Genomic DNA, 13,468 nt, shown 5'->3' with positions numbered 1-13,468 from the left:
TATGTTTTAAAGGCCAAAATTAATACTTATCTTCCTCATGTTTCTAATTTTAAGAAAGTGATTAATCGATTTGTTGAATAGCTGCAACCATAAAACACTAAAAGAGGTATTTTAATATTCCGATAAGGGCTTATCTTTTAGCTTTAAGCTGTGTCGCCTCGCTAGTATAATAAAATCAGAATGAACTATGAGTAAAGCAACTTTAATGCAAATCCACCCCGACAACCCGCAGGAGAGAAAGATTCGGGAGGCTGCAGAAATTCTGCGCAATGGCGGTGTAATTATTTATCCGACTGATACTATCTATGGGTTAGGCTGCGATTTACACAATAAGAATGCAGTGGAGCGATTATGTCAGATTAAGGGTGTAAAACCTGACAAAGTAAATCTTTCTTTTATTTGCTATGACCTTACCCACATTGCTGATTATGCTAAAGTCGATACAACTACTTACAAAGTGATGAAAAAGGCCTTGCCCGGTCCTTTCACTTTTGTGTTAGAAGCAAGCAGCAAGGTGCCTAAGTATGGTAGCTCTAAAAAGAAAACAGTAGGCATAAGAGTGCCAGACAACAAAATATCGCTTGGGCTGGTGCAGGAGCTTGGTAACCCTATCATCTCCACCTCTGTTCATGACGATGACGAAATACTGGAGTACAGTACCGACCCTGAACTTATCTATGAAAAGTATAACAACCTAGTTGACTTGGTAATTGATGGAGGCCCGGGCAATAATACTGCCTCTACAGTAGTGGATGCTTCTAATGAATTTGAAGTTATCAGAGCAGGGGCCGGGGATATTGAGCAATACATGTAAACAAACTATAAATCAGAGGTCAAGAACTATTGATCTCTGATTTACACACAGCTCCTAAGGATAATATTAATCCATAACCGGCCGCTTGTGCTTCCAGCGCTTGTGTGTCCACAGATAATCGGCGGGAGACCGACGTATGGACGCTTCCAGTTTGTTAGCAAACACCTCTGTTATCGGGTATTCACCCTTTACCCCTGCTGGTTTCTGCACTCCATCTGTTATGGTTTCAAAGGTTAAAGTATAATGCCCGCGTCGGATTCGCTTCACATCCAAAAACAGCACCGGATGACCAAACATGTTAGAAAGCTTTTCAGCTCCTACAAAAAAGGCCGTCTCCTGGTTTAGGAAAGTAGTCCAGTAATGAATCTCACCAAAAGGAGGCGTCTGGTCCGAAAGCAATGCTACTACACGCGGTACCTGCCGGTATCTGATAAAATCCCGTAACGTATCTTTCATCTTAATAAGGCGGGCTCCTAAGCGGCTGCGGGTGTGCAACATAAACTCCTCAAAGAACTCGTTTTTAAGAGGTTTATAGACACCTTCAGCCGGAAAGTTAAATTGCAGCGCCGCTGCTGATAAGCTCCACTCCCAGTTACCTAAATGTGAACCTAGTATGATAACAGGTTGCCCTGACTTCACAAACGCTTCCAGTACCTCCGGATTCGTAAAAGACACCCGCCGCTGCATTCCAGCCGCACTGACAGAAGCCAGCTTCAGTATCTCTACAACCACCTCCATAAATTGTTTGTAAAAGGCTTTAGTGGTTTGTTTTATCTCCCTGTCGCCCATCTCCGGAAAACTATTCCGCAAGTTTTGAAGCACCACCTTCTTCCGATACTTTACTACATAATACAGTAATCCGTATAAGCAATCACCTATCATGTAAAGCACAGGTAATGGCAAAGCGGCCAAGCCTTTCAGCAAGACCCAAAGCGGATAATATAAAACAGGTATTTTGATTGGTTTCTTCACAATCGCTAAAGTACCAGGCAAAGGTACAACCTCTACCTCAATTATGAAATTTGAGATTTCGTGCTTAATTAGCGTATAAACGACAAGGACACCCGAGTACAAAACACAGAAAAGGTTGGTATTGCACAAAGTACTTATGATGCTTTGTTGCCCGTACCTAGTTTACAATCTTAACACATTAAAAATTGATTTTACTTACCGAGTTACAATACAACCCTCCCGTGCATTTTTTTTGGCATGCTTTGCGTGCCGACAGTTTACTGGTAGAACAGCACGAAAATTATATAAAACAAAGTTATCGTAACCGTTGTCATGTACTTTCGGCACAAGGTTTGCAGGTACTAAGTATACCAGTACTTCGGGGCAATAGCAAAGACAAAATCAGAATAACCGATATTGAGATAGATTATAGCCAGAAGTGGTATAACATACACTGGCGTACTATACAGGCCGCCTATGGCAAAGCTCCTTACTTCGAATTTTATAGTGATTATATAAGAGAAGTTTATGAGCGGCAGCCAAAATTTTTATTTGACTTGAACATTGAATTGTTACGACTTTATCTTAAATTACTAAAGCTTAACAAGCCATTAAATTTTACAGATTCGTACGTAACAGAAGCGCCAGATAACGTACTTGATCTAAGAAATAAGGTACATCCTAAAATCTATCCTGACAATTTGCACGTAAAACCTTATATCCAAGTATTTGGCAAACAATTTGTATCAGAGTTAAGTATAATTGACTTGTTGTTTACACAGGGGCCCGCATCACTTTCGTTCCTGCAATAAGCCGCTGTTATAAATGAACAATTGCACTACACAGCTTGTTTTAAAACAGGGCAGTATCAAGTAAGCCGCAATCAATTACAATATTAAAGACTTTTATATTTTATAGAGTATACATGGAAGCTAAATTCTCAAACAGAGTGAAGGAGGTAATCTCGCTCAGCCGTGAGGAAGCTATTCGACTTGGGCATGACTACATCGGGACAGAACACCTGGTGCTGGGCATGATTCGGGAAGGAGAAGGTACAGCCATAGCTCTGCTTAAAAAGCTTGGCGTTTCGATAGATGAGTTAAAGTACGCTTTAGAACAGGCTACACGAAATACAGCTACACAGGGCAGTAATATTACTGGCAGTATTCCGCTTACCAAACAGACAGAGAAGGTGCTTAAAATCACATATTTGGAGGCAAAAATCTTCAAAAGCGATATCATAGGCACAGAGCACCTCCTATTATCCATCCTACGGGATGAAGACAATATTTCTTCACAAATTTTAGGGAAATTCAACGTGAACTACGAAGCAATAAGAGATTCTCTGGATTATCATAGCAATAATCCGCTGGCATCATCAGATACAGATGATTCTGATGATTCAGACAAACTGTTTGGCAGTTCTTCTTCGCGCTCTGGTAGCTCCAGCAAGAAGGCAGGCGAGAAATCCCGCACACCAGTGCTCGATAACTTTGGCCGCGACCTGACAAAGCTGGCAGAAGAAGACAAGCTGGACCCGATAGTTGGACGTGAAAAAGAAATTGAGCGCGTGGCTCAGGTTCTAAGCCGCCGCAAGAAAAACAACCCGATCCTGATTGGTGAGCCTGGTGTTGGTAAAACAGCCATTGCAGAAGGTCTTGCACTACGTATTGTGCAGAAGAAAGTAAGCCGCGTGCTGTTTAACAAGCGTGTGGTTACATTAGACCTTGCTTCTTTAGTGGCTGGCACCAAGTACAGAGGCCAGTTCGAGGAACGTATGAAGGCCGTGATGAACGAACTGGAGAAGTCTCCGGATGTTATTCTGTTTATCGATGAGCTGCATACAATTGTAGGTGCTGGTGGAGCTTCAGGCTCTCTGGATGCCTCTAACATGTTCAAGCCTGCGCTTGCTCGTGGCGAAATCCAATGCATCGGTGCTACCACGCTGGACGAGTACCGCCAGTACATTGAGAAAGATGGTGCCCTGGCCCGTCGTTTCCAGATTGTTATGGTAGACCCTACTACTCCGGAAGAGACTATTGAGATATTGAACAATATCAAAGATAAGTACCAAGATCACCACCACGTAAACTATACAGACAAAGCTATTGAGGCTTGTGTGAAGTTAAGTGACCGCTACATGAGCGACCGCTTCCTTCCAGACAAAGCAATCGATATCCTGGATGAAGCTGGTGCACGTGTGCACATCAATAACATTATTGTTCCTGATGATATCCTGAAGCTGGAAGAGCAGATTGAAAACATCAAGGGCGAGAAAAACCGCGTAGTGAAAAGCCAGAAATATGAAGAGGCAGCTCAACTGCGTGACAAAGAGAAAAAACTGATCGACCAGCTTGAACAGGCTAAAAAAGACTGGGAAGAAGAAACAAAGAAGAAGCGTTATACTGTAAAAGAGGAAAATGTGGCAGAAGTTATTGCCATGATGACAGGTATTCCAGTAAAACGTATCGCTCAGAAAGAAGGCATCAAACTTCTTAACATGGGTGAAGAACTGAAAGGTAAAGTAATTGGTCAGGATAAAGCGATTAGTCAGTTAGTAAAAGCCATACAGCGTACACGTGTTGGTCTGAAAGATCCTAAGAAACCAATTGGTTCGTTCGTGTTCCTTGGTCCGACAGGTGTTGGTAAAACAGAGCTTGCCAAAGTACTGGCAACCTATCTGTTCGATAAAGAAGATTCACTGGTGCGTATCGACATGAGTGAGTACATGGAGAAATTCAGCGTATCTCGCTTAGTAGGAGCGCCTCCAGGATATGTCGGTTACGAAGAAGGTGGCCAGTTGACAGAGAAAATCCGTCGTAAGCCTTACTCTGTGGTATTGCTGGACGAGATTGAGAAAGCGCACCCAGACGTGTATAACCTGTTACTACAAGTGTTGGACGATGGTATTCTGACAGACGGACTAGGCCGTAAGGTTGACTTCCGTAACACGATCATCATCATGACATCTAACATTGGTGCCCGTGACCTGCAGGATTTTGGAGCTGGTATAGGTTTCATGTCTAAAACTAAGCAGGAGAATGTGGATGAGATTATGAAAGGTACTATTGCCAGTGCCCTGAGAAAAACATTCTCTCCTGAGTTCCTGAACCGTTTGGATGATGTGATTGTGTTCAACTCGCTTAACCGTGAGGATATGCACAAAATCATTGAGCTGTCACTTGGAAAACTGTTCGCTCGTGTAGAAACACTTGGGTATTCCATTCAGCTGACAGACAAAGCCAAAGACTTTGTAGCTGAGAAAGGATATGATCAGAAATATGGTGCCCGTCCGTTGAACAGAGCTATTCAGAAATATATCGAAGACCCTATTGCGGAAGAGATACTGAAAGCAGAAGTAAACCAAGGCGACATGATCATGGTAGACTATGAAGAAGGCAAAGAGCAGTTAACTTTTAAATCTGAGAAAAGCGACGGTACAAAACCACAAGGCGCTTCAGACGAAGAGGAAACAGAACCAACCAAGTCTTCAGGTTCAGATAAAACAAAAGAATAATATATATTAAAGTATAAAAATAAGGGCTGTCTAATTAGACAGCCCTTATTTTTTTGCCTGTTTGCTGTTTCCTGTCAATTAAAAGAACTGTATATCTGTTTTTGTGTATGACAAATTATAAAAGCCAAATCTAAAGAGATTAAAGCTTCTGTTAGCAGCATAGTAATTCCCTATATCTCCTGCACTTTGTACAGTAATTTTATTAAATTGTGATTTGAACAATTTTTAACAAACTAAACCTAGTTGTAGAAATTGCATGGCAGGAGAAATCAGAAAAAGCCAATTAGAAATATTGGAGCGTAAGAATGCCGAGGCACTGTTAGGAGGTGGGCACGACAGAGTAGAAGCACAACATGCGAAGGGCAAGCTAACAGCACGGGAAAGGCTCCACCTTCTGCTGGATGAGGACTCGTTTGAAGAGATTGGAAAGTTTGTTATGCACCGCTCTAAAGACTTTGGGCTGGACAAGCAGTATTATTTAGGTGATGGTGTCGTAACAGGTTATGGCACTATAAATGGCAGGCTGGTCTATGTGTATTCTCAGGACTTTACTGTATTAGGAGGTTCTCTTTCTGAAACACACGCAGAAAAGATTGTAAAGATCATGGAGCTTGCGATGAAAAACGGAGCTCCCCTTATTGGTTTAAATGACTCTGGTGGTGCCCGCATACAAGAAGGAGTGGTATCATTAGGTGGCTACGCTGATATCTTTTACCGCAACACCCTAGCTTCTGGGGTTATTCCACAGATATCTGCTATTATGGGCCCCTGTGCAGGTGGTGCCGTATATTCCCCTGCCATTACAGATTTTGTTATGATGGTGGAGAACACCTCTTACATGTTTGTAACCGGCCCTAATGTAGTAAAAACAGTAACGCATGAAACCGTTACTTCTGAAGAACTTGGGGGTGCCAGCACTCACAGCACTAAAAGTGGCGTTACCCATTTTTCCTGTGCTAACGAAGTAGAGTGCATCAACTACATCAAAAAGTTGCTCAGTTATATTCCACAAAACTGCGAAGATCTCCCCCCTGCCCTGCCTTATGAGCCTGCCGCTGACAAAAACCGTGAGAAACTAAATACTATTGTCCCGGAAAATCCAAATCAACCTTACGACATGCGTGAGGTGATTGATGGTATTATCGACACGGATTCTTTCTTTGAAGTACATAAAAATTTCGGAGAAAACATTGTGGTAGGCTTTGCCCGGTTAGGTGGCCGTAGTATTGGTATTGTGGGCAACCAACCTGCTGTGCTGGCAGGTGTGTTAGATATTAACGCCAGTACCAAAGCAGCACGATTTGTGCGTTTCTGCGACAGCTTTAATATTCCGTTGCTGGTGCTGGAAGATGTACCCGGTTTCCTGCCAGGCACTGACCAGGAGTGGCGGGGCATCATCATAAATGGAGCAAAGCTATTGTATGCATTCTGCGAAGCTACTGTTCCACGCATAACGGTTATTACCCGAAAAGCCTATGGCGGTGCCTACGATGTGATGAACTCAAAACACATTGGCGCTGACATGAATTACGCTTGGCCTACTGCTGAGATTGCTGTAATGGGTGCACAGGGAGCTGCTGAAATCATTTTTAAACGCGAAATTGCCGCTGCCGATAACCCCGGGGCCAAGCTGGCAGAGAAAGTACAGGAATATAAAGATAAGTTTGCCACGCCTTACCGTGCTGCTCACAGAGGCTTTATTGATGAAGTAATTCTGCCGTCAGAAACACGTACTAAGCTAATCAAAGCCTTTAAAATGCTTGAAAATAAGGTTGTGAAGCTCCCTCGAAAGAAACATGGAAATATTCCTCTTTAAAAGTTGTGGATTGAACATCTGCAATTTTAAAAGTGTACGTACATATACCTTTTGTAGTATTTTAGCTTCCGCTGATTTATAACTCTTGATCAAAAATTCTAATTAAAACCTATGCGACAAGAATCGTTTGACTTTTTACAGAAATACCTAAACAACTCCTCCCCTACAGGCTTTGAGGCAGAAGGCCAGAAACTATGGCTGGAATACATGAAGCCATACATTGATGACTATTTCGTAGACACCTATGGCACTGTGGTTGGTGTAATTAACCCAGAGGCAGAATATAAAGTAGTGATTGAAGCTCATGCCGATGAAATTTCCTGGTTTGTTAACTATATAACGCCGGAAGGGTACATTTACGTGAGAAGAAATGGAGGCTCTGATGCCCTTATAGCTCCTTCTAAACGTGTCAACATTTATACCAATAAGGGGGTTGTAAAAGCAGTTTTCGGCTGGCCCGCTATACACGTGCGTAAAGTTGAAAATGACAAAGCCCCAACGGTAGAAACTGTTTTCTTAGACTGTGGAGCCAGTAACCGTGAAGAGGTAGAGGCAATGGGTATTCATGTAGGCTGTGTAGTTACATTCGAAGACGAATTTACTGTAATGAACGACCGCTACTACGTAGGCCGTGCCCTTGATAACCGCATCGGTGGCTTTATGATTGCAGAAGTGGCCCGTATGTTAAAAGAAAACAATAAGCAATTACCTTTCGGCTTATACATTGTAAATGCAGTGCAGGAAGAAATAGGCTTGCGTGGTGCCGAAATGATTGCCCACCGCATTAAACCTGATGTTGCCATTATCACCGATGTGACACATGACACACAATCTCCGATGTATGATAAGAAAACCAGTGGCGATATTCACTGTGGCAAAGGCCCCGTTATTGCCTATGGCCCAGCCGTACAAAACAACGTACGGGACTTGATTATCAACACAGCTCAAGAAAAGGGTATTCCATTCCAGCGTGCTGCTGTTTCGCGTGCTACGGGTACTGACACAGATGCTTTCGCCTATTCAAATGCAGGTGTGGCCTCTGCTTTGATTTCTCTTCCACTTAAATACATGCATACTACAGTAGAAACTGTACATAAGGATGATGTGGAAAACGTAACAAAAATGATCTATGAAACACTGCTTAAGATAGAAGACAAGCAGGATTTCCGTTACCTGAGTTAGTAAACACATTTCTATATTTTAAACCTCCAGGGCATAAACACCCCGGAGGTTTTTCATTTTATCTCTTTCATAAATGGCTTAGAGCATAAATTTGAAACAAGATGAACCGCTACGCATTCTGGATATTAATGATTCTGCCCTGGTTCTGGTTAGCGCTGTTCCTGTTGCAGTCCAGAGAAATGAAAAACATAGCTTTAATACTCCTGGCGCTCATCCTACACTTAAGCATAGTTATTAACATCCGCAGAAAAACTGTTGGCTTATCAGTTAGTGAAACATTCAAAGCTTTTGTACCTTTTTGGGGGTGGAAAGAATATAAGCGGCTGTACTTTCATTAGATCAGCTACAATATAAAACTTATACCACAGTTTATTGTTCATCATTTCCATCTTAGATTTAATAAATTGATTTTCACCGATCAAATGGGACAACAGGTTTTGTTGCAGAAAGTGCCTCAGCGTATTATATCGCTGGTGCCTTCGCAAACAGAGCTTCTTTTTTCACTGGGCCTGGGCAGTCGTGTTGTGGGCGTAACGAAATTTTGTATTCACCCCAAAGAACAAACAAAGCAGAAGGCCGTCATTGGCGGCACCAAGAACTTTCACTTTGAAAAAATTGATAAGCTACAGCCTGACCTGATCATCGGTAATAAAGAAGAAAATTATAAGGAAGGTGTAGCGCAACTGCGCCAAAAGCACCAGGTATGGATGAGCGATATTTATACCTTAGAAGATGCGCTGCATATGATACAGCAAGTAGGACTGCTGACTGGAACAGAATCTAAAGCTGGAGAAATAACACAATCTATTACCCAAGCTTTTAATAACCTGCAGCCATTCACTCCTGCTATCAGCACAGTTTACTTTATATGGCGAGAGCCCTATATGGCTGTTGGCGACGAAAACTTTATTGACCACATACTACAAAAATGTGGCTTTATTAATACTTTCACAGGGTTAGCACGTTATCCTGAAATAACGCCAGAACGACTTCAGCAGGCAAATCCACAGCTTGTGCTTTTGTCTTCTGAGCCTTATCCCTTTAAAGAAAAGCACATTGCTGAGTTTAAGGCCCTGTGCCCACAGGCACATATAAAAGTTATTGATGGGGAGATGTTTAGCTGGTACGGCAGCAGGTTATTATATGCATCAGCTTATTTACAGCAACTAGTACAGGAGATACAGCAAGAACTAAAATGAAAGAGGGAGTAAAATAAGTAGTTACTCCCTCTTTCATTTTAGCTTGTCCCTTACTCTTCACTCTCTGTCACCTCAAATCCTACTTTTTGTAAATCTTCCCAGTATCTTGGGTAAGACTTACGCACTACTCGTGGCTCCTGGATAATGGTAGGCCGAAGTAATGCCAGTGGAGCAAAAGCCATAGCCATCCGATGATCTTCATAGGTACGGAAGCTAAAGCTGTCGTTTTCAATTAGGCCTAACTCCAGGCGGAAAACGCCATCAGTTACTTCCTGCAAAGAGCAACCTAAACTTAAAATTTCAATCTGTAGTGCCTGAATACGATCCGTTTCCTTAATCCGAAGGCTTTCTACACCTGTCATCTCCAAGGTTACTCCCATGGCAGCACACAAAGCTACAATAGTTTGGGCAAGGTCCGGGCAGTCGGAAAAGTCGAAGGAGAAATGATGCTCATGCTTACGCTTAGACAGCCGTACACCTTGCTCTGTAAACTGCGTGTAAACGCCTAAATGCTTCATTATACCGGCAATAGCACTGTCTCCCTGAAAAGATTGTTCCCGCAACCCAGGCAAATCAATCTCTGCTTCATGTGCCAATGCAACCATACTGTACCAGTAACTTGCTGCCGACCAGTCCGGTTCAATACTGTAGCTTGCTGACTTATACTGTTGATGCGGAACAGTGATGGTGTTGCCAGTAAAGTCGGCATTCACGCCAAAGTGGCGCATCAGCGAGAGCGTCATTTCTATATAAGGACGAGACCCAATCTTCCCTTCCAGCTCCAATACAAGCCCATCCGGCAGCAGTGGCCCGACCATCAACAAAGAAGAAATATATTGGCTGCTTATGTCGCTTCGAACTTTCAGTTTGTTGTTACCATTACCTTTAAAACCGCCAATCTTCATCGGCGGATAACCTTCCTCGCCCAGGTATTCTATGTTGGCCCCAAGTTCACGTAGTGCATCTACCAGCACTTTTATCGGTCGCTGACACATACGCGCTGTACCCGTTAATATCTTTTCCTGTCCTGTAACGGCATAATACCCTGTCAGGAAGCGCATTACTGTGCCGGCATCCTCTGCATTTATTGTTTCTTCATTACTCTTTAAAAGCCGCTGAAGCAATTGAGTGTCGTTGGCCTCCGATAAATTATGCAACTCAGCTCCTTCACCAGACAAAGCAGCAATAATCAAGGCACGGTTGGCCTCACTTTTAGAAGCAGGTAAGTTTATACTTTCCTTAAGAATGCCTGTAGGGTGCGTAAGTGAAAGAGAGGCTAAGGCTTTAAATGATATCATGATAGTTGGTAGTGACGTAAAGATTCTTCAATTTCCTGCAATGTAATAGGCTGATCATACACAGCATGGCCAATCCCTTGCAACAAGGTACAGTTAATAGTAGAGCGCGTGTTTTTTTTATCCTGTAGCGCCAGTACAGAAATTTTTTTAATGTCTTCTTCCGTTATAGATACTTTCTCATATACCGATACCAGAAAAGTTTCAATTTTATCAAACTCTTCTTCTGATAGCAGTTCTTTTTTCTTAGATATGAAAGCTTCACAAACCATCCCCACTGCAATAGCCTCACCATGTAGTATCTCACGGCCAGGCAGGTCCATAAGGTATGTTTCCAGTGCATGCCCTACTGTGTGTCCAAAGTTCAGCACTTTGCGGTAACCACCTTCTAAAGGGTCTGCTTTTACTACCTGAGCTTTTATTTCTACGGAATGTCGTATCAGATCCTCCCAGTCTTCTGTGAACAACCCAATGTGGCGTTGCTCCTGGAACTTAGCTTTATCAGCAATAAACCAATGCTTTACAATTTCTGCATAACCTGATTTTACCTGCCGCTGTGGCAGCGTCTGTAAAAAAGCAGGGTTAATGAGCACAGCGCGTGGCTCTTTGTAAACACCTATATGATTTTTGAGGCCATCAAAGTCAATACCTGTTTTACCGCCCACACTGGCATCTACCTGCGCCAGCAGTGTGGTAGGCACCTGTACAAAATGCAGGCCTCGCTTAAATACGGCTGCACAAAAGCCCCCCATATCGCCAATAACGCCTCCTCCTAAGTTCACCAGTACCGACCACCGGTCCAGGTGCAGCTCTGTCATGCGCTGCCAAATGTAGGCACAGGTTTCAAGGGTTTTATGTGCTTCTCCGCTTTTTACCTGTATAAGCTCGTGCTCAGGTAAGTGCGGCATTAGCAACGGATAGCAGTCGCGGAAAGTATTTTCATCTACTAGTACTGCTACTTTTGTAAAGGCGCGGTTCTGCAATAACTCTTCCAGTCGCCGCAATGCATCATGGCCAATGTGTATATGTTCTGTCACGCTATGTTTTTAGTACGCTAATATCATTTGTTATCTACAAGCTTTCAAAAGCTCTTCAAAGTCAAATAAAAGAAAAAAGCGACATCAAAAATAGCATTATCTGTTTTTATTCGTAGCCTGATGTTCTTTTATGGCCCAGTTTGATTGTGCTTTGCGCTCTTAAAGCTTTGCCGCAGGCATCCTTAATAACATTGCTGACTATGCTACCTGATGCCCCACCTTCTTTATTTTTATTATTTAAAGAGAAATAAAAATCTCTCAAGTAAACTTTAGGAGCTCAATCCCGTCGTTGTAGTCATATTAGAAGTATAACAACCAATTGCTAACCATTTGCTTTGCGCTATATTTGCGCAACTTTTTTTAACATTACTAATGAACACTATTCCCCAAGTATCTTTCGATAATACCGCTATTGCTTTTGCATCTAAATCAGATGCTGAGTTATATGAAACATACCTGCTGTTTAAGTCTATGAACAGCAATGCATTTGTTAAAATTGGGGGAGGCTTGCTTAATGCAGCTATTAACCTGCACTTGCCTATTAAATTCATTATAAAGCCGACCATCTTCAAGCATTTCTGCGGTGGTGAGAATCTGCAGGAGGCAGAACGGACCATAGAAGAACTAAGTCAGTTTGGTATAGGTACCGTTCTGGATTATTCAGTAGAAGGTGAAGAAAATGAAGCAAGCTTTGACAAAACAAGAGACGAGATAATCAAAACCGTAGAAAAAGCCAGAGATAATAATAAATACATTCCTTTCACTGTATTCAAGATAACCGGCCTCATTGCCCCTACACTACTGGAGAAGGTTCAGGCACGCGAGGAACTAACCACCGATGAGCGAGGTGCATTTGAGCGAGGCCGTGAACGAGTAGATGCTATCTGCAAGCAATGCCATAAGGCTGATGTAAGCGTGTTTGTGGATGCTGAGGAAAGCTGGATTCAGGAAACAATAGACAATATCTCTTACGAAATGATGGAACGCTACAATAAAGAGAAGGCCATCGTTTATAATACGTATCAAATGTATCGGCACGACCGCCTGGACGCCATAAAGCGTGATTACAAAAACGCCTTGGATGGTGGATACGTGTTAGGCTTAAAGCCAGTGCGCGGTGCCTATATGGAAAAAGAGCGGAAACGTGCGCAGGCACAGGGTTACATAAGTCCCATTAATTCTACTAAAGAAGCTTCTGACAAAATGTATAATGATGCGTTACGTTTCTGTACGGCGCATATAGACCACGTAGCTTTCTGTGCAGGGACTCATAACGAGGCCAGTTGTTATCTGCTAATGGACCTTATGCGGGAAAACAACATTGCCCCAAGTGATAAGCGCGTTTATTTTTCGCAGTTGTACGGCATGAGCGATAACCTTTCGTATAACCTGGCCAAGGCAGGCTATAATGTGGCAAAATATGTTCCTTACGGGCCAGTAGAGGCTGTGATGCCTTACCTGCTGCGCCGTGCGAATGAAAATACAGCTATCGCCGGACAGACTAGCCGAGAACTGACTCTCATCCATAATGAAATGAAGCGCCGCAAAGAAGCTAAAAAATAACCACCACACAGGAACATGCAAAAGCCTCGGCTTCAGCAACATTGCTGAGACCGAGGCTTTTATTATAGCTAACTCGAGTTGCGATTTAGATGCA

11 protein-coding genes are annotated in these 13,468 nt (G+C 42.8%); 8 read left to right on the top strand and 3 right to left on the bottom strand.

Annotation, left to right across the window (positions count from 1 at the left end; all coding sequences use genetic code 11):
* Positions 1-187 precede the first annotated feature (187 nt).
* Entirely contained in the window at positions 188-814 is a 627-nt protein-coding gene (locus LN995_RS17025; protein WP_229962291.1) for an L-threonylcarbamoyladenylate synthase, read from the top strand.
* Between the two features lie 66 nt (positions 815-880).
* Here LN995_RS17025 and LN995_RS17020 read toward each other — a convergent pair whose 3' ends face one another.
* Positions 881-1,786: a lysophospholipid acyltransferase family protein gene (locus LN995_RS17020; protein WP_229962290.1), complete on the bottom strand. Its 906-nt coding sequence runs from the start codon at positions 1,784-1,786 to the stop codon at positions 881-883.
* Between the two features lie 185 nt (positions 1,787-1,971).
* Between LN995_RS17020 and LN995_RS17015 the strand changes: the two genes are divergently transcribed.
* The 6 genes from LN995_RS17015 to LN995_RS16990 all read left to right on the top strand — a co-directional run bounded on the left by LN995_RS17015 (position 1,972) and on the right by LN995_RS16990 (position 9,479).
* Positions 1,972-2,577 (top strand): WbqC family protein, encoded by a 606-nt coding sequence (locus LN995_RS17015; RefSeq protein WP_229962289.1) that lies wholly within the window; start codon positions 1,972-1,974, stop codon positions 2,575-2,577.
* Between the two features lie 113 nt (positions 2,578-2,690).
* Positions 2,691-5,282, top strand: a complete 2,592-nt coding sequence (locus LN995_RS17010; protein WP_229962288.1) for an ATP-dependent Clp protease ATP-binding subunit — start codon at positions 2,691-2,693, stop codon at positions 5,280-5,282.
* A gap of 256 nt (positions 5,283-5,538) precedes the next feature.
* Positions 5,539-7,098: an acyl-CoA carboxylase subunit beta gene (locus LN995_RS17005; protein ID WP_229962287.1), complete on the top strand. Its 1,560-nt coding sequence runs from the start codon at positions 5,539-5,541 to the stop codon at positions 7,096-7,098.
* A gap of 111 nt (positions 7,099-7,209) precedes the next feature.
* Entirely contained in the window at positions 7,210-8,280 is a 1,071-nt protein-coding gene (locus LN995_RS17000) for a M42 family metallopeptidase (RefSeq protein WP_229962286.1), read from the top strand.
* A gap of 101 nt (positions 8,281-8,381) precedes the next feature.
* Entirely contained in the window at positions 8,382-8,618 is a 237-nt protein-coding gene (locus LN995_RS16995) for a hypothetical protein (protein ID WP_229962285.1), read from the top strand.
* Between the two features lie 84 nt (positions 8,619-8,702).
* Positions 8,703-9,479 carry an ABC transporter substrate-binding protein gene (locus LN995_RS16990; protein ID WP_229962284.1) on the top strand — a complete coding sequence of 259 codons (777 nt, stop codon included), beginning with the start codon at positions 8,703-8,705 and terminating at the stop codon, positions 9,477-9,479.
* Positions 9,480-9,529: 50 nt separating this feature from the next.
* Here the strand turns inward: LN995_RS16990 and LN995_RS16985 are convergent, their stop codons facing one another.
* Together LN995_RS16985 and aroB are read right to left on the bottom strand one after the other, a co-directional pair.
* Positions 9,530-10,777 carry a 3-phosphoshikimate 1-carboxyvinyltransferase gene (locus tag LN995_RS16985; RefSeq protein ID WP_229962283.1) on the bottom strand — a complete coding sequence of 416 codons (1,248 nt, stop codon included), beginning with the start codon at positions 10,775-10,777 and terminating at the stop codon, positions 9,530-9,532.
* Positions 10,774-11,811: a 3-dehydroquinate synthase gene (aroB, locus tag LN995_RS16980; RefSeq protein ID WP_229962282.1), complete on the bottom strand. Its 1,038-nt coding sequence runs from the start codon at positions 11,809-11,811 to the stop codon at positions 10,774-10,776. Before aroB ends, LN995_RS16985 begins: the two co-directional genes overlap by 4 nt.
* A gap of 372 nt (positions 11,812-12,183) precedes the next feature.
* On the opposite strand from aroB, the gene LN995_RS16975 reads away from it, so the two are divergent.
* Positions 12,184-13,374 carry a proline dehydrogenase family protein gene (locus tag LN995_RS16975; RefSeq protein WP_229962281.1) on the top strand — a complete coding sequence of 397 codons (1,191 nt, stop codon included), beginning with the start codon at positions 12,184-12,186 and terminating at the stop codon, positions 13,372-13,374.
* Positions 13,375-13,468: the final 94 nt, after the last annotated feature.

It is taken from the genome of Pontibacter silvestris, assembly GCF_020907275.1.
In the GTDB taxonomy this organism is placed as follows: Bacteria; Bacteroidota; Bacteroidia; order Cytophagales; family Hymenobacteraceae; genus Pontibacter; species Pontibacter silvestris.
Note: the sequence above shows the minus strand (reverse complement) of the source record. Positions and strands in the feature narration are given on the sequence as shown.